Source organism: Acidobacteriota bacterium, assembly GCA_026707545.1.
GTDB lineage: Bacteria > Acidobacteriota > Thermoanaerobaculia > Multivoradales > Multivoraceae > Multivorans.
The window spans coordinates 83,378-104,565 of the sequence record JAPOWR010000001.1; the positions used below are offsets into that span (position 1 = coordinate 83,378).

Here is a 21,188-nt window from a genome sequence, read left to right on the forward strand (position 1 = left end):
TGTGGCGAAGCGACCGGTCAGGAGTCGTCCGGGATCAAGCCCATCTCTTGAGCCCGCCTTACGGCCTCCGCCCGATTTCGGGCGGCGAGCTTGGTGAAGAGGCTTCGCAGGTGGTACCTCACGCCATGCGTGCTCAGGCCCAGGTCGGCCGCGACCTCCTTGTCCCGGCGGCCCGGCAACCGCTGTAGCACCTCGAGTTCGCGCTCGCTGAGCAGCGGCGCCGAACCCTCGTCCGCATGGCACATCGCCAGCAGCGAACGCGCGGCTTGCCGGTGGGATGCGTCCGCGTCGAGGTCGAGGTACATCCGCAATGCGTCCACGCAGGTTACCTGGTCCCGCACCAGGGGCCAGGCGTAGGGGGATTCGGCGAACCGCCTCAGGTACTTCGTCAGATGTCGCAGGCTCGCCTGGGTGTCGCCAGCTCGCTGTTCCAGCACGACGGACAACGCCAGGGCGCGCATCTCGACGGTGCGTAGGCCCAGCTCGGCCGAAACCTCGTGCAACTGACGTAACAGCGACCGCCCTTCCTCCCACCGTCCGCCTGCTATCAACAGACGAGCACGCGCTTCCGAAACGGCCTCTACTTCCCTCCAACTCTGAGCCGTCAAGTCCACGCAGGCCGCAGGCTCCGCAGGCAACCCCTCCCGCCGCCAGGCTCGTTCGGCCTCTGCCTCGCGGCCGGCGATCACCAGCACCGAGACGCGAAGCGCGACGATCAATCTCAGGAAGGTGGTCAATCCCGCCCTGCGCGAACGAAGCACCAACCTGTCCGCCAGGGCGAGGGCCTTGTCGACCTGTCCGGACCGCAGCCTGGTGCCGATCAACACGTTGCTGGCCGTTGCGAAGTACGAGAAGGGCACGCCGTGGCTCGTCAACACTCTCAGCACGCCGGGCGGTTCGACGGCGGCCGAAGCGGGGTTGCATTCCAGGGCGATTTCGTTCCGAACGACATCGCAGCTCGTCATCGCCGTAGGATCGAGTAGAAAACCCTTCCTGGCAATCCGGCGTGCTCTGCGGAAGTGTGCCCGGGCGCCCTCCAATCGGCCTCTCACGAAGTCGATCTGGCCGTGCAGGATTCCTCCGTACAACACGATGTAGTCGGTGCCGGTGGACTCGAGTGCCTCGGAGAGCCTCTCGAGGGCGACGTCGAACTCCCCTTTCAGGAAGTGGAGGATGGATAGACCGTACTCGATTCCACCGCGCTTTGCCGGACTTAGGTCCACCGCTGCCGTCAGCCGGGCGGCGTCGCGAAACAGGGTCTCCGACCAGTTCGACCCGACTGGAGACACGCCGTACAGCGCCAGGCCGGTACGGACGGTGAGATCCTCCAGGGGGTAGCGGAAGTCGTCGTTGTCGTCGCTGGAGGGGATGGAGCGGGGACACGTGCTGTAGAGCGCCCTTGCCTCGTCGCCGCGCCCTGCAAGTGCCAGCGCCATGCATCTGAGCAGTTTGAGTCGCGGCGATGCGGCAACGACTTCCTCGGTCAAGAGGCGATTTGCTTGCAGCAACTCCGGGACACCGTTGCGGATCCAGAGGCGTACGCCGCCTGCCCGCTCGGCAATCCTGCCGGCGAGGAACGGATCGCGCCCTTCGATTGCGTGGCGCATCGCCGCTATCGTCTCGCGGCGTTTCGCCAGGGCCGTGGCGATTCGCCGATGGACGGCGGCAAAGCGCTCGGGGTCTTCGTGACGCCGCCTGTCGATGCAGTGCTCTCGCACCAGCGGATGCAGCCGCCAGCGCTGGGTCTCGCCGTCAGCGAGCGGCTCGAGCAGACCCGTCAGCGCGGACATCGACTCGAAGTGGCGCAACGAGTCCCTCCGCTGCAGCACTTCGTCCAACAGCTCCGCGTCGATCCAGTCGAGCTGCGCCAAGTCCAGAACGAAGTCCCGCTCGCTGCGCCCAAGAGCTGCGAACAGGCGGGACTCGATCCAGTTTCCGACGAAGCCATGCGCAGCGTCGCGGCCGTCGTCCGCTGCGTGTTCCATGCTGTTTCTGGCAATGCGCAGTGCCACTGGCCATCCAGCCGAACGAGTGATTTCTTGCGCCAGGGCGCGACGCGAGAGGCGGAGGCCGAAGAACCTAGCCACCTCCGCCCGGGAGAACCTCAGGTCTTCGGTTTCCATCGCTTCCGCGTGACCCGCCAATAGGGGACTGGCCACATCAATGCCGTCCGGGATTTCCCGGCCGGCGAACACAAGATGCAGGTTGGAGGGTCCGCGGTGCAGGAGGAACGCCAGGAGCGGGACGGAGGCGGGATTCAGACGCTCCAATTCGTCGAAGGCAAGGACGAAGGGTCTTCCAAGCGACTCAATCTCGCGAAGAACCGTGCCGATCCGGCCAGTTGGCCCGTCGGCGACTTCACTCGCAGGCGCCGCGTCGAGGAGGTTCAGCCCGGCTCTGGCGCAGGCAAAGGCGATGTAAACGTCAAGCACCCCAGGCTCGTCGCTCTCGTCCAGCGAAACCCAGGCTATGGTGACCCCATTGCGGCGGAGCCGGCGGCAGCACTCCGCCATCAGGGTCGTCTTGCCAAACCCGCCGGCTGCTCGCAACACCGTTAACCTGCGGCGCGTGGGGAGGGCCCGCTGCTCGAGTTCCGGCCGCGGGAGGTACCCTGCGACCCGGTCCGGGATCGCGACCTTCTGCCGCAGCAACCAGGGGAATGCGTGCGTGGGAAAGGGCTGTCCAGGCATTCCTCGCGGCGCGCTGGCTCTTCCCAGAGCGCCAGGAGAAGAGCTTACCGGCCGACGACGGGGATCGGCTTGCTTGTGCCGCGGACGCCGCAGAACGGAGCCTGCGCTGCCCCGTGGGCTGACGCCCCACCCGCAGCGCCGGCGCCTGACAAGGAGTACTCGTCGGCCTGGTCCAAGTTCACCTGGTAGCCGAGATCCGCGAGAGCCTGAACCGTGATCGCGCTGAGGGCGTGTCCCCCGTGCGGCCCCATGAGCTCATGGTCGAGGATGGGGACTCTCCAGTGCGTTGGCTCCGCCAAGGGCACCTTGGCGCCGACGTAGCTCGTGCCGCCCGCATCGTCGAACGCGGCGATCGCCAGAGGGCCGTTGAAGTGGGGATCGGTCGAAGTCTGGAGGAAGTCGCCCCAAAGAGGCCCGATCCCTATGCCCAGGACGTGCCCGAGTTCGTGGGAGGCAGTGACGTCGACGTTGGCACGGTCCAGGTCGATCGCCATGCACCCCACGACCGGGAAACCACTGTCGCGGAGCAAGGCTTGTCCGGCGTAGCCAACCGGATCTTCTGGATCTCCCTCAAAGCTGGTCACGTAGACCCGCAGGTCGTCCACGCGCTCGCCGGCTGAGATTTCCCACGACCCCTCGCCGCACCTGCCCGACTCTGCCTGACTGAACACATGGTCGGCCAGGTCGTTCGAGACGATCGCTGTCCATCGCCTGACCGCCCATTCGACCACCTGCCGATGAGTCTGGCCGCGGCCGCCACTCCACCGCTCGTCCAGAAAGACGAGTTCGATGTCGAACTCGCCCTTGGTGAATCGATCGAACTGCACTTCGACGCCTCTCCGGAGAAGGCCTGGGACATGGAGGTCGAGCGAGGCGGGGTCGAGAGGATTGCCGCGAAGGTCCAGCGCACTCAGGCTCGGGAGTCGAGCAAGTGGGGCCACGTCCGCGATCTGGTTGAAGCGAGCGTCCAGTGCGCTCAGGTTGGTGAGCCCGGCAAGTGGGGCCACGTCCGAGATTCGGTTGTAGGCAAGGCGCAGGTCGGTCAGATCTGCGAGTGCGGCGAGCGGCGCTACGCTCGCGATCTCGTTGAAGCCAAGGTCCAGGTTCTTCAGGTTTGTAAGTCCGGCAAGCGGGGCCACGTCCGCGATCCCGTTGTCCTGAAGGTGCAGCCAGCTCAGTTTGGTGAGTCCTGCCAACGGACCAACGTCCCCGATCTCGTTGTCCGCCAGGTACAGCCCCGTGAGGTTCGTGAGTCCGGCCAGCGGAGCGACATCCGTGATCTTGTTGACCTGAACGTACAGGTTGTTCAGGTTCGTGAGTCCGGCGAGCGGGGCCAGGTCCGAGACTCGGTTGTAGTCGAGGGTGAGGTGGGTCAGCCCGGTAAGTCCGGCGAGCGGCGCCACGTTCGAGATTCCCACAGCCTGGCTGCCCAATCCGTTGTAGGCGAGTTCCAGCACCTTCAGTCTGGTGAGTCCGGCGAGTGGCGCCACGTCCGAGATCCTGTTGCTTGCAAGTTTCAGCCAGCTCAGGTTGACGAGTCCCGCCAGGGCAGACACGTCCGTGATCTCGTTGCCCTGAAGCTCCAGGAAGGTCAGATTTGTCGCTGCCTCGAGTCCCTCCAGGTCCCTGATCCCTGCGTCGTTGGCAGCCAGGCGAGTCAGACCTTTCAGGTGGTCTCTTGTGATCGACGTGCCGCTCGGCAGACCAAGCTCAGCCCGGATAGCCGAGCGCAGAGTCGGGTCCGTGATGTCGACGGGCGTGGCATCGTCGGGCGCACCGTCGTCGGTGGCGCAGACGAACGCCGATGTGTCACTCCTGGTCACTGCCGTTCGGCCGAGGGGGTTACGGTGGGTCCACTCACGGCCTCCACTGCTCGTGACGTGGAGGTTGAAGGCGACATCGGTGACGGGCGCGACGAAGATCCAGCGCCGACCGTTGTGCGAGCAGCCGTCGAGCACCTTGACCAGCACTTCGGCATTGCCGCGGCTGAAGAACCAGAGCAGGCCCGACTGGTCCGATGCCCAGATCCCCGCTCGGGCCTCGCCGACGACACCTTCCGCGGTTTCGTAACACAGGCTCACCCGATAGCCGCCGTCGAACGTGAGTGGCGTCGTCGCGGGCCTGCAGTCCGTGTGCTCCCCCCGGACGATGGGACTCGCGGTGACGGATAGGCCCGGCGCGGTCTCCGGCGGTCCGCTGGCTGCGGCGTACGTACTCGTCGCGTCGTCCTCGGTCGCGCAGACGAACGCCGAGGTGTCGCTCCTGGTTTCCGCCGTTCGGCCGAGGGGGTTGCGATGGGTCCACTCACGGCCTCCGCTGCTCGTAACGTGGAGGTTGAAGGCGACATCGGTGACGGGCGCGACGAAGATCCAGCGCCGACCGTTGTGCGAGCAGCCGTCGAGCACCTTGACCAGCACTTCGGCATTGTCACGGTCGAAGAACCAGAGCAGGCCCGACTGTCCCGAGGCCCAGATTCCCCCCCGGGCCTCGCCGACGACGCCTTCCGCGGTTTCGTAACACATGCTCACTCGATAGCCGCCATCGAACATGAGTGGCGTCGTCGTGGGACGGCAGTCCGTGAACTCTCCCTTCGATATCGAGCTCCTGACGGCGCCCTGTCCGCCGCGAAGACCGACCGTTGAATGGACAGGTTCAGCGGCTGAGTACGCGGCTCCCGGTTTCCCTTGCTGCGCGGTCACCGGTGACACGATCGCCAACAAGAGGAGGAGAAGTCGTGCCTTGCGCTTCAGCACATCGAAGAGGCTAGAACAAACCCGGCCTGTAGTGTCGTGGAGAAACGTGTAGCTGGTCGCCGGACGGGACGGAGGCGATCGTACTTCCGCCGTGGTTGACCGCGAGACGGATCAGGAACACCCTGACCGAGGAGATCGGGTGGTCCTGCCACGCGATCCAGCTTGAGTTCGACGTCAAACGGGCCCTGATGCTGAGTTTCGTGGACCCGGTCGCGCGGTCATCCACGACCATCGCCATCCCGGTTGAGGATAGCCAGGACAGGCCGATCCAGGTGTCGCCGCCACTGAGCTTCTGGGCGGTGATGGCGCCGCCAATCCTGTAGCACCGCCACCTTCCCGCCGAAGGACTTTCCAGCGTGCCCGTGAACTCGCCGAGAGCGCCTCCCGGGCGTCCCCCGGAATCCCTGTAGAACGTGAGCTTGAAGGGCAGGCGACTGCTGTTGCCGACATTCGGCCGCCGAGCGACACAGACCGTAACGTGATCCACGGTGCCGCTTTGCCTGAGCCGGAATCGCTGGGCGTACTCCTGCTCGTGGACGTCACCGGCGTTTGTGCTGAGCCAGGAGGACCTGCTGGTGTCCCCGTCGTCGTAGCGGTACTCGACTACGGCACTGCCTACCGCCACTCTGACTCCGGTGGAGCAGTTGTTGTCCGCGTTCACCTCGCCGGTCACCGAGTCGACGCAGGCGCCGTAGTAGTACGTGCCGGGGGTTGAAGTGACGGTGAGATCAATCGACTCCGCGCTCGAAGCCGAAGCGGAAAGCGTCCCTATGGCGTCTGTTCCAACTTCGCTGTCCGCTCTGCTGATCGTGGAGTCAGAAGAGCGGTAGTAGCGGAGAGTCGTCGAGGTGGACCGACCGTTACCCCGGTTCTCCACCGTCGCGCTCAACGTGAACGTCGCTCCCGCCGTGACGCTCGCGTCACTCGCTGAAACGGATGAGACGACCAGGTCGGGCGCCCGAGGCTCACGATCGCCGCACGCGAACCCCTCGGCATCGACAACCGACTGCCCGTCCCGTGAACGGAACCACTTGAGTTCGTTCGTGTCGGTATCCCTGATCGCGACGTTGAAGTCGGCGCCCGAGGCGGCTCCGGCGTAGACCGTCCAGTTGCCGTTGGTGTTGCATGTGTTGGCGACCCGCACCAACAGTTCGGGGTGGCCGCTGTCGAACGTGAAGAGGCCCGAGGACTTGCCCAGGTCGGCCGATAGCGCGCCCGCGGCCCGACTCGAGCCGCCGTCGGGCACGTACCAGGCCTTGACCCTGAAGATGTCATCCTGCAGAAGGCAGGTTGCGCCGGCGCAGATCGGGTCGTCCGCGCCGCCAACGCCGCCCGTCGACATCCTGGCATCACCGTCCGTGCAGGCGAACCCCTCCGTGTCCGCGACGGACCGGCCGTCTCGCACCCCGAACCACCTGAGTTCGTCGGTGTCGGTGTCCCGGACGGCAACGCTGAAGTCGGCCTCCGACGCGACCCCGGCGTACACCTCCCAGTAACCCGTTGTGCGACAGCGATTGACGATCCTGACGAGCAGTTCGGGACTGCCGCTCCCGCCGCTGAACAGGCCTGCGGAATCCGCCAGCGCCGCTTCTATCGCTGGGGCGCTCTGACCCGGGGCGCCGGCCTGCGAGTAGCGGGCCTTGACCCTGAAACGCTGTCCCTGCAGGAGGCAGGTGTCGCCGCTGCAGGGGCTCTCGGCAGGTTCGCCAGGCGGCGTCCCGTTGTCCGACCCGGTGCACCGGAACGCCTCGACATCCACGACGGCCTCCCCGCCCTGCGAACGGAACCACTTGAGTTCGTTCGTCTCGGTGTCCCTGATGGCCACGCTGAAGTCCGCGTCCGAGGCGGTCCCCGCGTAGACCGTCCAGTAGCCGCTCGTACTGCATGTTTCGGCTATCCGGACCAGCAGCTCCGGGTTGCCGCTGTCGAAGGCGAAGAGGCCGGCGGATTCGCCCAGATCCACCGATGTCGCATCGGCGGCCTGACTCGATCCGCCATCCCGCGCGTACCAGCTCTTCACCCTGAAGCGGTCTTCCTGCAGGAGACAGGTGAGGCCGCTGCACGGGGCGCCGTTCGTGCTACCGCCGGGATCGGCTGGTGCTGCATGGTCGTCGCTCGTCGTACAGGCGAACGCCTCCGTGTCGGCGATGGACCGGCGGTCTCGGGTGCGGAACCACTTGAGTTCGTTGGTTTCGACATGCCTGACGGCAACGCTGAAGTCGGCGTCCGATGCGACCCCGGCGTGCACTTCCCAGTAGCCCGTGGTGCGGCAGTGATTCACGATCCTGACGAGCAGTTCGGGACTGCCGCTGTCGCCACCGAACAGCCCGGCGGAGCCCGCCAGCGCCGTTTCCATCGCTCCGGCGCTCTGGCTCGGGGCGCCGGCCTTCGAGTAACGGGCCTTGACCCTGAAGCGCCTCCCCTGCAGGAGACAGGTGTCTCCACTGCAGCTTGCCGTTGCTCCGGTTACGGAAACAGGTACTCCGATGGAGCAGTTGTTCGTTCTTTCCGATTCGCCCGACACCGCGTCGACACAGGCGCCGTAGTAGTACGTCCCAGGAGTGGCTGGTGCTTGCTGGTCGATGGACTGCCTGTCCGTTTCCGACGCGGAGAGAGCGCTGACCTGGTCCGTTCCCACCGGAGTGTCGGACGTCGTGATCCGGCTGTCCGAAGACCTGTAGTAGCGCAGGGTCGTGGCGTTCGACCGACTGTCGCCGCGGTTGCGCACCGTCGCGGCGAAGGTGAAGGCACCGCCGGGCGCCACGGAACTCTCGGTCGAAGCCGGGGACTCGACGACCAGGTCGGGAGCGGGGGAGTGGCTTTCGTCCGGGTAGAGCCGGCGCACGGCGGCCCGGTCGTCGCTGTGCAGAGCCGTGCCCAGATCGCGGTGGGGATCGCTCCTCCACCACATCACCGCACCCGAGAACTCGTGGGCGGTGTCGCAGTTGCTTTCCTCTGGTTCACAGGGGTGAGCGATGCCCAGAGCATGGCCCAGCTCATGGGCCATGACGTTCTGGAAGGCGCGTTCCGCGGTTCGCGAGTCGAACTGACCAAGGAAGCTCCGGTAGCCGTCCTGCGTCGCCATGTTCGCCTCTGGAATCTCACTGATGCGGAGTCCGCCCACGGTGCGCGGAACGCAGTTCGACCAAGTCGAAGTCAGGGCGATGACGCCACCCCGTCCCGCAACATACGAGCCTTCGATCTCGTCGTGGGGGTCCTCGAACGTGATCGAGTTGTCTCCGTCCAGTTGACCGAGACGGGGGGGCGAGGTGATCGTCCTGGCGAACTCCAGGTCCACGTTGCTCCCGGGATCGGCGTTCCAGACTCGCATGGCGGCGCGCACCAGCGACAGGCCGCCTCCAGCTATGCCAGGCTGGCCTCGCGAGTGAACGTCGAAACCGACGGTTTCGCCGCGGTCGAAGTTGGGCCACCTTGCCGGGATTGCTCCTGCGGCGCAGGAGAACTGAGTCAACCGAAACGGCGACACCACCGCCGTGGGATGCTCCGGAAGCTCCCGCGCAAGGTAGTCGGCGGGCCGCCCGGCGCCCGCCGCCCGGTCGGCGATCCAGCGACGGAAAGCCGCTGCGTCGCGGTAGCCCCGGCGCCTGACGCGGCCAGTCGCCGCCTGACCGCCCGGCAGGACGACCTCGCCCCGGAGCGAGGGCTCGCGCAGCAGGAAGGCTCGGTCGCCGACCCGGGCCTCGTAGAACATGCCGAGACCGTACTCCACGATGCCGTGCGCACCGTTCTCTGCGGGGTGCAGGAACAGCAGGACGCGGTTGCCCTCTGCCAGCATCGGCAGGCCGAGAACCCTCATCGCCACACCATCTGCGCCGACGCCGCCCGGCTGCCGGACGATGATGCCGCTACCGGCCACGAACCCCTTCAGCACTTCCTCGACCGCGAACAGGTACTGGGTCGTCGGAGTAGCTCCGGCGGGCCCCGGTTGAACGCTCAGGACTTCGCCGAAGACGATGATGGGCGACCGGTCCACCATGCCCTCGTCCGTCGGCATGACGTAGACGATGGCCGCCGCCGGCAGAGCGAACAGCAACCCGACGGCTGCTGTCATCGTCTGGAAGCGAAGACGTGTTCTCCGGCCTTTCGGGCGCCCTTTCTCGGTCACCATTGCCAGTTCGTCTCCGCGGTCCCAGAGAATCTGGTCACCGCGGTGAGCCTAGCGAAAGGGTGATCGGGTAGAGCGGCAGCGTTGTTCACCAGGTAACCGAAATCGGTGTCGGAGACGACCCCAGCGCTGCCGCCAACTGCTAGATTCCTGCGCCCATGAGCGACTGGCATCACGCGGACATTCTGGAAGCAATCGCAGAGCATCAACCGGAGGCGCCCGCGCAGGCCTTCGTCGATCCACTGGGCGGCGCCCCGAGCCGCCGCTACACATGGGCCGAAATGCACCGCCGTGCGAACGGCGTGGCGGCGACGCTGATCGAGCGGGGCGCGAAGCGCCAGGACAAGGTGGCGCAGTACCTGTACAACGTTCCGGAGTACCTGGAATCGGTCCTCGCCTGCTTCAAGGCGTCCCTGGTTCCCGTGAACACGAACTACCGCTACGTCGAGGGCGAGCTGCTCTACCTGTGGGACAACGCGGATGTCGTGGCGGTGGTGTTCCACAGCTGCTTCGCCTCGCGGATCGAGGCGCTTATGGCGAAGGTCCCGCAGATCCACACCTGGCTGTGGGTCGACGACGGCTCCGGGCCTTGTCCCGATTGGGCGATTCCCTACGAGCAGGCAGCGTCCGCGGCACCGGGCGAATCGCTGTCCTTCGAAGCGCCCTGGCGGCGTAGCGGCGACGATCTGTGGCTGCTGTACACCGGCGGCACGACCGGCATGCCGAAGGGGGTGATGTGGAGGCTGGACGATCTCTGGCTGCTCGGCAACGAAGGCCGGCCCGAGCCGTTCGATCTTTCGGGCGGTGTGGAGGGTCTGGTGCCCCAGTTCGATGAGCTTCTGATGCGGCGGGTCTCGCTTCCCGCGTGCCCGTTGATGCACGGGACGGGTTTTCTGACCGCACTCGGCAGCATGCTGAACGGGGGCTGTGTGGTCACCCTCGCCAACCGGCGCTTCGACGCGATGGCGACCCTCGAGGCGATCACCAGCGAGAGGATCAACGGGATCGCGATCGTCGGCGACGCGTTTGCACGGCCGATGGTCGGGGCGCTCGACGAGGCTCCTGAACGCTTCGATCTCTCGAGCCTCGAAGCCGTGGTTTCCTCGGGCGCCATGTGGAGCGCCGAGGTCAAGCGCGCGTTCCTGTGCCACTGCCCGCCGGAGACGATCCTGACCGACAGCCTGGGATCGTCGGAGTCGATCGGCATGGGACGGTCCGACTCGACCGCCGGCGAGGCCAGCGACACGGCCTCCTTCGTGCTCGGCGACAACGCCTGCGTGATCGACGACGACGGCAACAAGGTCGAGGCGGGCTCGGGGGTGCTTGGGCGGATCGCCGTGACCGGTCACATTCCGGTCGGGTATTACAAGGACCCTGAGAAGACGGCGGCCATTTTCGCCGAAGTCGACGGCGTCCGCTACTCGATGGCGGGCGACTACGCCACCGTCGAGGCTGACGGCTCCCTCAAGCTCTACGGCCGTGGCTCCGTGTGCATCAACAGCGGCGGCGAGAAGATCTTCCCCGAAGAGGTCGAGGAAGTGCTGAAGACCCATCCGTCGGTTCGGGACGCGGTGTGCGTCGGCGTGCCGCACGAGCGCTTCGGGCAGGCCGTGACGGCGGTCGTCGAACTCGACGATCCCGGCCGCTTCAGCGAACCGGAGGTGATCGGATGGGTCAAGCGCGAACTGGCGTCCTACAAGGCGCCCAAGCGCGTCCTGGTGCGTGACAGCGTCGGACGGGCGGCGAACGGCAAGGCCGACTACAACGGTCTGCGCGAGTGGGCGACCTCAGAGCTCGCCACCGCTGAGGCCTGAGGGAGTGAGCGGCAACAGCAAGCAGAAGGTCGTCGTCCAGTTGCCAGGCATCGCGAAGGCAGCGTCGGTCGAAACCCGCTACCACTTCGAACTGGAGGCTCTGTTGCCGGTGGCGGAGCTGGTCGAGGTGTCGGCAAAGACGGAGGAGGACTTCCTCGCCGAGGCCTCGGACGCCGCCGCTGTCATCACGTCGTGGGGCTTTCGGATTTCCCGCTCGGTGATCGCGGGACTCGACGAGTGCATCGTGATCGGCGTCGGCAGCGTCGGCGTCGACATGGTCGACGTCGAGGCGGCAACCGACGCCGGCATCGTGGTCACCAACGTTCCCGACGTCTTCATCGAGGAAGTGGCAGACCACACGATGGCGCTGCTCCTGGCCGGGGCCAGGCGGCTGCGCGAGATGGACTCCATGGTCCGTCGCGGCGACTGGTTCCAGGGTCGGCCCCTGCTCAACGAGGTGCCGCGGCTCTGGGGACAGACGCTCGGCCTGATCTCGTTCGGCAACGTGGCGCGGGCGGTGGCGCGGCGGGCGAAGCCCTTCGGCATGCACGTCATCGCGCACGACCCCTACGTCAGCGAACTGAAGATGACGGGCGAGGGGGTCGAGCCGGTCGGCTTCGGCGAACTGCTGGATCGATCCGACTACCTTTCCATGCACCCGCCCCTCAACCGGGAGACGCGCCACATGCTCTCGGGTCCCCAGTTCGCGGCGATGAAGAAGACCGCCGTTCTGATCAATGCCGGCCGTGGCCCGACGGTCGACGAGGCGGCGCTGATCGAGGCGCTTGAGTCGGGCCAGATCGCGGCCGCGGCGCTCGACGTGCTGGAACGGGAACCGCCGGCCGAGGACAACCCTCTTCTGGGGATGGACAACGTGATCCTGACACCGCACGTCGCCTCGGCGACGACCCGAATGCGGCCGGTGACCCGGCGGCGCGTCGGCCGTGAGGTGGCCCTGGCGCTCTCCGGCCGCTGGCCGATGAGCTGTGTCAACCCGACGGTGTTGCCGAGGGTCGAGCTGGAGCGCTGGCAGCCGGTGCCGATGGAGCGCGGACCGAACCGGTAGGCCGGGCGCGCACGGTCTTCAGGCCGTTTCGACCACCTCGCCTGCAGCCTGCGCCCGCTCGACCCGGCTGCTCTCGTCGGCGGCCACGGTGCGACCGGCGAGCCAGAAGAAGATCGCCCCGAGGACGTAGGCGCCCAGGCTGGCCAGCATCGCCAGTTGGAGAGAGCGGCCGGAGTCGGCGCCGCCGGCCTCCAAGGTCGTGCTCAGCCAACCCATGAGGAAGGGTCCCAGCGCAAGACCGACGAAGGTCATCATCAGGATGTAGAACGCGGATGCCGTCCCGCGCATCCTGGGCAGCACGAGGTCGTTGGCCAGGGCCACGGCCGAACCGATCCAGGCCGATCCGACGACGGTGAAGGCGAAGTTCAGCACGTAGGCGGTCGTCACGTCCTCGGTCAACACGAAGAAGGCGCCGAGCGGGATCGAGGCCAGGGCGATGATGAGCCCGCAAAGTGGACGGGCCTTCGCCGTCTTCTGCTTCATCCGGTCGGAGAAGTAGCCGCCGCCGGCGACCCCTAGCCAGCCGGCGACCGCCGCGGTGAGGCCGAGGACCAGGCCGGCTTCACCGGCGCTCTGATCGTGAACCCGCCGGAAGAAGGACGGTGCCCAGAAACCGAGGCCATAGCCGACGAAGGCCATCCAGCCGAAGCCGAACATGCCGTAGATCATCGACCGCGAGCCGTAGATCAGCTCGAAAGTCGGACGGTCCCTCAGCCGCAGTCGCTGCACCCAGGAGAGGAAGGCGTAGGCGCCGATCCCGAGTGCGATCCACTGGACCGGGTTGCCGGAGACCTGGATCAGTCCGACAACGACGGCGGCGCATCCCACCGCGATCAGCAGGTTCCTGACGATCGCCCGGAAGCCGCCGCTCGCGAACAACGAGAACACGGTGAGCGGCGGCAGGATGGCGGCCGTCTCGCGGCCCAGCTCCTTGAACGGCGCGGGATGCGGGGGAGTGACGATGCCCTCGCTCTGGCCTCGCACTGGCTCTTTCAGAGTCCATACCCAGATCGCCATCAGCAGGCCCGGCAGGCCGACGGCGAAGAACGCGACCTGCCAGCCGACCAAGCCGAACGGTGCTCCGCCGTCGGCGAACGCGTTGTTCCACCTGTCAACGATCTGCCCGCCGATCAGGATGCCGAGGCCGGCGCCGATGTAGACGCCGCTCGAGTACATCGCTGTGACCGTGGCTCGCAGCCGCGGCGGGTAGTAGTCGCCGAGCATGGAGAACGCCGCCGGCCCGGCGCTCGATTCGCCGATGCCGACGCCGATCCGGTACGCGGCGAGGGAAGCGAAGCCGCGGGCGGTGCCGGACAGCGCCGTCATCAGACTCCACGCGGCCAGACCGATCGAGATCAGGCTCTTGCGGGTCCACATGTCGGCCAGACGGCCGATCGGAATCCCGAAGATGGCGTAGAAGACGGCGAACGCGGTGCCGTAGAGGAAGCCGAGCTGGGCGTCGCTGACGCCGAGGTCGTTGCGGATGTCCTCGGCGAGGATCGAGAGGATCTGCCGGTCGATGAAGTTGAAGACGTAGACCAGGACGAGGACGCCCAGGACGTAGTTGGAGTAGCGCCTGCTCGGCGCCTTCTGGGCCGGGGTCTGGCTATCCTGGTCTGTTGACGTCATTCGCCTCCGTCCGCTCCCGGTTCCGCCATGGCGCCGGGGACCGTGCCCTTCGCTAGTTCCTGATCGATCATCAGCATGCCGACGCCGTCGCCGCTCACCAGCCTCAGCCGGCCAAGCAGCGTGCGGGCGACGTTCTCTTCTTCGACCTGCTCGTTGATGAACCACTGGAGCATGATCGAGGCGGCGCGATCGTGGACCTTCTCGGAGAGGTCGTAGAGCTCCTCGATCGCCTTCGTAACGTGCTGTTCGCTCTCCAGGATCGCCGCGACCGCGGCCTCGGGTGACTCCCACTCCGTGGGCTGAGCCGGGATCTCGGGGATCTTCACGAGGAGATCGCGGTCGGCGAGGTGATCGATGATGCGGTGGGCGTGGCCGAGTTCGTCGGCCGACTGGCCGCGCAGCCAGGCGCCGAAGCCGGGCAGGTCGATGCGCTCGAGCCAGAGCGCCATGGACAGGTAGCGGTGGGCGGCCTCGAACTCGAGACCAAGGTGGGCATTCAGACGGTCGTGGAGGGTCTTGTCCATCGTGTCCTCCGGTTTGGGCGTTTTTGGGGTCGGTTGGAAGCGGACGCCGCCAGCATAGCGCCGGCCGATGGAGAACCGGTGAAGCGGGACCCGTCTGCCCGCGCTGGACTACGGCAGCAGTTCTTCGACGCCGGCGCGCTCTTCGAACAACTCGTCGAGCGTCGCCTGCATCCGGCCGCGGCTGAACTCGTCGATGTCGAGGTCCGGCACGATCTCGTAGTCGCCGCCGCTCGTCGTGACCGGGAAGGAGTAGACAACGCCCTCGCGCGTACCGTAACTGCCGTCGGCGGGAATCGCCATGCTGACCCAGTCGCTGTCGGCCGTGCCCTGGACCCAGGTGCGGATGTGGTCGATCGCGGCGGCGGCCGCCGAGGCCGCCGACGACGCGCCACGCGCCTTGATGATCGCCGCGCCGCGCTGCTGAACGGTGGGGATGAACTCGTCGCGGGTCCAGGCTTGGTCGACGAGTTCCGGCGCCCGCCGGCCGTCGACCAGGGCGTGGTTGAGATCCGGGTACTGGGTGGCCGAGTGGTTGCCCCAGATCGTCATCCGGTGCACCTGGGTGGTGTGGGCGCCGGTCTTCCCGGCGAGTTGGCTGATCGCCCGGTTGTGGTCGAGCCGGGTCATCGCGGTGAACTGCCGGCGGTCGAGGCCCGGCGCGTTGCTGGCCGCGATCAGGGCGTTCGTGTTGGCCGGGTTACCGACTACGACCACCCGCACGTCGCGGCTGGCGTGGGCGTCGAGCGCCTTGCCCTGAACGGAGAAGATCGCCGCGTTCGCCTGCAGCAGGTCCTTGCGCTCCATGCCCGGTCCGCGCGGCCGCGCACCGACCAGCATCGCGATGTCGGCGCCGTCGAAGGCCTCGTCGGCGTCGGAACTCGTCACCACCTCGTGTAGTAGCGGGTACGCCGAGTCGCGGAGTTCCATCACCACTCCCGCGAGGGCATCCATGGCCGGCGGAATCTCCAGTAAATGGAGGCTCACCGGCTGCTCCGGCCCCAGCATCTCCCCGGCGGCGATGCGGAAGATCAGGGAATAGCCGATCTGACCGGCGGCTCCGGTGACGGCGACTCGAACGGGTGTCTGCATGGCCTGGTTTCCTCCTCGATCCGGCGCGGGATCGTAGCACCGCGGTCTGGTGCGCGTGCGGGTTCGGAAGGTATCGACGGCGGGGAGAGGTTGGACGGGTTGTTCGCTAGATTCGTAGTTCTCTCTGAGGGGAGGAGTCATGCGGTGTCGCGCGTTGGACGGCGTTCGGTATCGAGTTGCCGCAACGTCCTTGACGGCAGGCCTGCTGTCGGTCGCCAGTGCCGGAGCCTCGGTCGAAGTCAGAGGCTCGATCGAGGGCCAGCCGAATGGACGTCCACTGGAGGTTTCCCTGGTGCCGGCGCCATCGCTCTACGAGCTGTTGAGCGTGGTCTTGCGTGATGAACCGGGCGGCTTTCATGCGGCGGAAACGACGGTCCCGGTCTCGGGCGGTCGCTTCGCGCTGGATGTCGCCGAGCCCGGCGTCCGTTGGGTCAGAGTGCAGGCAGGCGGCACGGCGCCCAGGACCTACCTCCTCGTGGGGCCGGAGACCGACACCCTCCTGCCGCCACTTGAACTGGGCAACACGGCTTCCTGCAGCCTGAGACTGGTGGAGCCAGGGAGCGCCTGGGTGGCCAGGGGCAGGAGCCTGCGTGATCTTCGTTTCTCGCGCTCGTGGAGCATATGGCCGCCGCTGCGCCAGCTCCAGGCCGGAAGAACGACCAGCTACGAGTTCGAGGCCGGAAGGAGCAGGCGGACCGTTTCCGGTGTTCAGCGTGATGCCGTGGCGGTCACGATCGGTGCACCCGGGTACGAGCCGAAGGTCGTCGATTGCCTCGCCGGGACACCTGTCGCCGTCGAACTGGAGCGACGGAGCCAGCCGATCGCCGACGGCGTCCTGAGGCGTGTGGGCCTGCCGGTGGCCGATGCGATCCTCATTCACGCCGACGGATGGCCGGCCGGGACGACGGATGAGTTGGGGCGCTACCGGGTACCCGCGGGCGCCTATCAGGTGCTCGACACGGACGGCGGCTTGGATGGGGTCGAACTGAACGGCGGCATCGCCGAACTAAGCGCAAGCGCGCCGCAGCCTGTGGCCGTGACGATGACGGGTGTCGGCAGTGGCCGCGATGAGTTGCCGGCCGTCGCGGTGGTTCACTGGTCGTCGTCGGGTGTTCCGCTTGCTGTCAATCGCGGGCGACCGGAGAGCGCGAGGTTTCTCGTCGGCGCCGGACCCGGAGTGTCGAGAACGACCGTGTTGGCGGAGCGTTTCCAACCGCTGCGGATCACGTGGTCGGAGCGTCCGGCGAACCTGTCGTTGGAGCCCTTGCTGCGGCTCCGCGGAGTCGCCCTGGATATGGCCGGTGACCCTGTCGGGGGCGCACAGGTCGTGGCATCCGGATACGGAGCCACGGCCGGGCCTGCCGGAGTCAGCGACGCGGCCGGACGGTTTCTCCTGGAGGTCGCGGAACCCCCGGATCGGAGGTGGCTCGTGGCGAGCGCACCGGGCTACCGCGAGACACGCACGAAACTGAGCGACGCGCTGAGCCGGACAGGGCCCGAGCAGCTCGTGGTGGAGCTGAGGCCCGTCCGGGCGATCGTGGGCCGGCTCGTGTCGGCCCGGAGCGGTAGCGGCGTTCCCGGAAAGGTCGCCCTCGCGCGGCTCTGGGTTTCGGATCGGTTCGTGGGTGAAGCCTCGACGTGGAATCTGGAAGATCCATCCCTCTTGCAGTTCGTGAGCACGGATGAGGCCGGTAGGTTCCGGCTCGATCCTCCGGACCAGAACGATGTCCGGCTCGTTGCGGCCGCTGCCGGCCATGGCACGGTGCGGCGGCCGCTCCCGAAACCGCTTCCGGGCGATGCCGGGGATCAGCAGCTCGGCGACGTCGTTCTGGAGTTGGAGACCGTCCTGCGGGGCCGGGTCATGGACGACGAGGGTGCTCCGGTCGCGGACGCCGCGGTCGATTTCGGCAGTGGCGGTTCGGGAGGCTGGCTGCCGGCAGGTTCTACGGGCGATGGGAAGCCCGACGCGACGACCGACGCGAGCGGGGGCTTCCGTATCGGCGGGCTCGTGCCCGGCGATGTCGTCTCGTTGCGGATCCAGGCGGCCGGCTTCGTGACCGAGCGCGTGTCGCCGGTACGGGTGGATGCCGCGACGGAAGCGGAAGTGCTCGACGTCCGGCTCCGTACCGCCTACGAGTTGGCCGGGCGCGTAACGGACGAGTCGACCGGCGAGGGCGTCGAGGCGCGGTTGCGGTTTCAGCAGACGGTTCGCTACGGTGGCGGCAACACCGAATCCGATCCGGATGGAGAGTTCGTGTTGAGCGGCTTTCCGGCGGGCGCGGGCGTCCTCACAGTGCGCGCTGACGGCTACGACGACCTCGACCGCGTCCTGGCTGAGCTCCCGCGAAGCCCCCTCGATCTGGTCCTCCGACCGAAGGCGGAGATCGAAGTGCCGGGCGTCGTGGTCCGGGACGGAGCACCGGTACCCGGCGCCTCGGTCTCCATTCGCTCGGCGGTGTCTGTCACGGATGCTGCGGGTCGGTTCGCCGTCAGGGCACCTGTGGGACCGGCGACTGTCGAGTGCCGGGTGCCCGGCCTGGAGCGGATCAAGCGGCGGCAGGTCGACGTGTTCGCGAACATGGCTGAGATCACGATGGACGTCACTCCGGTGACCGTGCGAGGCCGGGTCTTGGGACCGGACGGGATGCCCGTGTCGGGCGCCTCCGTGGATGCGGTCCTCCAGGACCAGGACCGTCGGTTCCTCATCAACTACGGCAGGGGAAACGCGCAGACCGGGGCGGACGGCGGCTTTGAGTTCCAGGTCGATCCGGGCCTCTACTCCCTGAAGGCGCGTACGGGCGGCGCGGAGGGTCCTGAGGTCGAGATGTCCGTAGCGGCCGGGGACCGGCCGTGGGTCGAGCTCGAGGTGCCCCAGCTCCATCTCGTGAGAGTCAGGGTTCTGGGCCTGACGGCCTCCGAGGCAGCCGAGGTCGTCGTGAGCCTGAGGGCGATCTGGGAACAGGGAATGTTGATGAGCATGACCCTGACCAAACCCGAGGGGGGAACCGATCTCGAGCCGGTGTTCGAAACCGAGTTCCACGAGCGTGAGGGCGCCACGATGATGGCTACGGCTTCGGCGGCGGGGCGCACTCGCCGGGCGCCGATTCGGTACTCGCCGAGTGGTGTTGCCGATGTGGAGATCTCGTTCGCGGCCGGCGGCGGCGACATCGAGGGCACCGTGACGCTCGACGGGTGGCCTCTTGCCGGTGAGTCGGTTCACGTCCGTGACGAACGCCGCGGGCTGACCTGGAGCGTTCGCAGCGATCACCGCGGGCGCTTTCTGATCGACGGGCTGCGTGCCGGCGCCGAGGTCGCCGTCGCGGCGGTCGGGCAGCAACGGGCGATTCGCGTAAGCGATACGGCCGTCCACGTCGATCTGGAGGCGACCAGCGCCGCGGTGCGAGGCCGGCTGTTCGATGGCGAGACCGGCTTGCCCGTCGCGGGGATGCGGGTCTCCGCGGTTCCGGCGCAGAGTGCGGCTTTCGGCGAGATCGCAGCGGCGTCGAGACGCGTCATGTACACCCGCACAGCCGAGGACGGTTCCTTCGTGCTCGATGGCCTGTTCTCGGCTCCCTACCGGCTGGAGATCCGGCCGGGCGGCACCAGCCGAACATCGGAAGACATTGCCGGGTCGGCGGACGTGGACCTCAGTGCTGGCGACGCGGACGTCGCACTGTCAGTGCGGGTACCGGCGGATCGGTAGCAGTCCACCCATAGACTCGGCTCATGGCGGAGCGGGTTCTGGTCACAGGCGGAGCCGGCTTCATCGGCAGTCACACCTGCGTCGAGCTGCTGGCTGCGGGCTGGGACGTGACGGTCATCGACGACCTCTCGAACAGCTCGCCGGAGGCGCTGCGGCGGGTCGAGGAACTGGCCGGACGGAGATTGCGCTTCGTCGAAGGAGATGTTCTCGACGAAATCGCCCTTGCGCGCGCGTTCGGCGAGGTCGGCTGCACGGCGGTCATTCATTTCGCAGCGAAGAAGGCGGTGGCCGAGTCCTGCGCCGACCCGCTCGGCTACTACCGGACGAACGTGACGGGCACGATCAGTCTGCTGACGGCGATGCGTCGTCACGGTGTCCGGCGCCTCGTCTTCTCGTCTTCCGCGACGGTTTACGGCGACCCGGGTCCGGGCGCTTGCCCGCTGGCCGAGAGCGCGCCGCTCAGGCCGTCGAATCCCTACGGCCACACCAAGGTCTGCGTTGAGCGGATGCTGCGCGATCTCGCTGCCTCGGAGGAGGGTTGGCGAATCCTCTCGCTGCGCTACTTCAACCCGGCCGGGGCCCACCCGAGCGGCCTGATCGGCGAGGATCCGCGAGGCGTGCCCGAGAACCTGCTGCCGAGCGCCATGCAGGCCGCCGCCGGCCGGCTGCCGCAGCTACGGGTGTTCGGGACGGACTATCCGACCCGGGACGGCACGGCCATCAGGGACTATCTCCACGTCGTCGACGTAGCGACGGGGCACCTTGGGGCCCTTGACCACCTGCCGGCGATCGAAGGCTGCGCGGAGTACAACCTGGGAACCGGGCGCGGAGTGACGGTCTTCGAAGTGCTCGAGGCCGTGCGGCGGGCTAGTGGCCACGAGCTCTCGACCGTTGTCGAGAGCAGGCGGCCGGGGGACGCAACGGAAGTCTGGGCCGACCCGTCGCTTGCGGAGCGAGAACTCGGCTGGACCGCTGAGCGTGGCCTGGACGAGATCTGCGTCGACGCCTGGCGCTGGCAGAGAACGAATCCCGAGGGCTACGGGAGTTGAGCGGAGACTGCAAACCGGCAGCCGGAGATGCGCCGCTCGAGGTCTTCGTCTACTACGACTTCGCATCCAGCCTGAGCTACGTGGCGCACCGGGTGCTGGCGCGGATCGACGAACCGCTCGCGGCGGAGCGCGTCGACCTGCGGTGGAAGGCGATCGATCTGACCGGCGTGGGGAACTTCCAGCGCGGCCGGCTGCTTGACCCGGCGCGACGGCAGAGTCTCCTGAGGGTGGCGGCGGCGCTGGACGTGGACTTCGATCCACCCGAGTACTGGCTCGATTCGCGCCTTGCCGGCGAGGTCGCGGTGGTCCTGGACGAGCGAATCGACCGCGGACTCGACCCGGCGATCGAACGGGAATGGCGGGCTGCCGCGTTCGAGGCGTACTACGAACGGCGGAGCGAGATCGAAGACCTGCTGCGGGACTTCGGGCGCCGCACCCCCTTTCCGCTCGGCGCCGCCGCCGATCTCGCGGCCGGCCGGCGGCTGACCGAGGTGACGCGGAGCGCGGTGGCGGCCGGGGTCGAGGGCGTGCCGACCCTGATGCTCGACGTCTTCCCGCTGTGCGGTATCCACGACGAGGAGACGATGCTGGGGATGATCCGGCGCTACGCTCGCCGGCGCCGGCGGCTGAAGGCGGACGCGGCGGTCGGGGTGAACTGAGTGCGCGGGCTTGCCCTTGCGGCGGCCGGGGCCGCGATGCTGGGTTGCGCGGCCGAAGAGGGCTCTTCGGAGGCGCCAGTCTCGCC

11 protein-coding genes are annotated in these 21,188 nt (G+C 67.5%); 5 read left to right on the forward strand and 6 right to left on the reverse strand.

Annotated elements, in window-relative coordinates; genetic code table 11:
• Positions 1–17: 17 nt before the first annotated feature.
• The 3 genes from OXG83_00310 to OXG83_00320 form a co-directional block, all read right to left on the reverse strand.
• The gene (locus OXG83_00310) at positions 18–2,690 is read right to left on the reverse strand and encodes a LuxR C-terminal-related transcriptional regulator (GenBank protein MCY3963447.1); all 2,673 of its coding nucleotides are present in this window, start codon (positions 2,688–2,690) and stop codon (positions 18–20) included.
• A 44-nt stretch (positions 2,691–2,734) separates the two neighbouring features.
• A complete protein-coding gene (locus tag OXG83_00315) occupies positions 2,735–5,212 on the reverse strand; it encodes a leucine-rich repeat domain-containing protein (protein MCY3963448.1) in 2,478 nt (825 codons plus the stop codon).
• Positions 5,213–5,453: 241 nt separating this feature from the next.
• The gene (locus OXG83_00320; GenBank protein ID MCY3963449.1) at positions 5,454–9,515 is read right to left on the reverse strand and encodes a hypothetical protein; all 4,062 of its coding nucleotides are present in this window, start codon (positions 9,513–9,515) and stop codon (positions 5,454–5,456) included.
• A gap of 212 nt (positions 9,516–9,727) precedes the next feature.
• On the opposite strand from OXG83_00320, the gene OXG83_00325 reads away from it, so the two are divergent.
• Together OXG83_00325 and OXG83_00330 are read left to right on the forward strand one after the other, a co-directional pair.
• Complete coding sequence (locus OXG83_00325; GenBank protein ID MCY3963450.1) at positions 9,728–11,383, forward strand: AMP-binding protein; 1,656 nt, start codon at positions 9,728–9,730, stop codon at positions 11,381–11,383.
• 4 nt (positions 11,384–11,387) lie between these two features.
• On the forward strand, positions 11,388–12,449 hold the full coding sequence (locus tag OXG83_00330; protein MCY3963451.1) for a C-terminal binding protein: 1,062 nt from the start codon (positions 11,388–11,390) through the stop codon (positions 12,447–12,449).
• An 18-nt stretch (positions 12,450–12,467) separates the two neighbouring features.
• Here the strand turns inward: OXG83_00330 and OXG83_00335 are convergent, their stop codons facing one another.
• From OXG83_00335 to OXG83_00345, 3 genes are all read right to left on the reverse strand, one after another.
• Positions 12,468–14,078, reverse strand: coding sequence for an MFS transporter (locus OXG83_00335; GenBank protein ID MCY3963452.1), 1,611 nt, complete (start codon positions 14,076–14,078; stop codon positions 12,468–12,470).
• A complete protein-coding gene (locus OXG83_00340; protein ID MCY3963453.1) occupies positions 14,075–14,602 on the reverse strand; it encodes a ferritin in 528 nt (175 codons plus the stop codon). Before OXG83_00340 ends, OXG83_00335 begins: the two co-directional genes overlap by 4 nt.
• A 108-nt stretch (positions 14,603–14,710) precedes the next feature.
• A complete protein-coding gene (locus OXG83_00345; protein MCY3963454.1) occupies positions 14,711–15,691 on the reverse strand; it encodes a malate dehydrogenase in 981 nt (326 codons plus the stop codon).
• Between the two features lie 190 nt (positions 15,692–15,881).
• Here OXG83_00345 and OXG83_00350 point away from each other — a divergent pair, with 190 nt between their 5' ends.
• Genes OXG83_00350 through OXG83_00360 form a run of 3 tightly spaced genes read left to right on the forward strand, consistent with a single transcriptional unit; the run spans position 15,882 to position 21,102 of the window.
• A complete protein-coding gene (locus OXG83_00350; GenBank protein MCY3963455.1) occupies positions 15,882–19,394 on the forward strand; it encodes a carboxypeptidase regulatory-like domain-containing protein in 3,513 nt (1,170 codons plus the stop codon).
• A 23-nt stretch (positions 19,395–19,417) separates the two neighbouring features.
• The gene (gene galE, locus OXG83_00355) at positions 19,418–20,443 is read left to right on the forward strand and encodes a UDP-glucose 4-epimerase GalE (GenBank protein ID MCY3963456.1); all 1,026 of its coding nucleotides are present in this window, start codon (positions 19,418–19,420) and stop codon (positions 20,441–20,443) included.
• Positions 20,440–21,102, forward strand: coding sequence for a DsbA family protein (locus tag OXG83_00360; GenBank protein ID MCY3963457.1), 663 nt, complete (start codon positions 20,440–20,442; stop codon positions 21,100–21,102). Before galE ends, OXG83_00360 begins: the two co-directional genes overlap by 4 nt.
• Positions 21,103–21,188 lie beyond the last annotated feature (86 nt).

What these genes read in the sequence shown, in the direction of transcription:
- OXG83_00310 (MCY3963447.1), bottom strand. Translation starts at nt 2,690, where the DNA reads ATGCCTGGACAGCCCTTTCCCACGCACGCATTCCCCTGGTTGCTGCGG.
- OXG83_00315 (MCY3963448.1), bottom strand. Translation starts at nt 5,212, where the DNA reads ATGTGTTACGAAACCGCGGAAGGCGTCGTCGGCGAGGCCCGGGGGGGA.
- OXG83_00320 (MCY3963449.1), bottom strand. Translation starts at nt 9,515, where the DNA reads ATGACAGCAGCCGTCGGGTTGCTGTTCGCTCTGCCGGCGGCGGCCATC.
- OXG83_00325 (MCY3963450.1), top strand. Translation starts at nt 9,728, where the DNA reads ATGAGCGACTGGCATCACGCGGACATTCTGGAAGCAATCGCAGAGCAT.
- OXG83_00335 (MCY3963452.1), bottom strand. Translation starts at nt 14,078, where the DNA reads ATGACGTCAACAGACCAGGATAGCCAGACCCCGGCCCAGAAGGCGCCG.
- OXG83_00340 (MCY3963453.1), bottom strand. Translation starts at nt 14,602, where the DNA reads ATGGACAAGACCCTCCACGACCGTCTGAATGCCCACCTTGGTCTCGAG.
- OXG83_00345 (MCY3963454.1), bottom strand. Translation starts at nt 15,691, where the DNA reads ATGCAGACACCCGTTCGAGTCGCCGTCACCGGAGCCGCCGGTCAGATC.
- galE (MCY3963456.1), top strand. Translation starts at nt 19,418, where the DNA reads ATGGCGGAGCGGGTTCTGGTCACAGGCGGAGCCGGCTTCATCGGCAGT.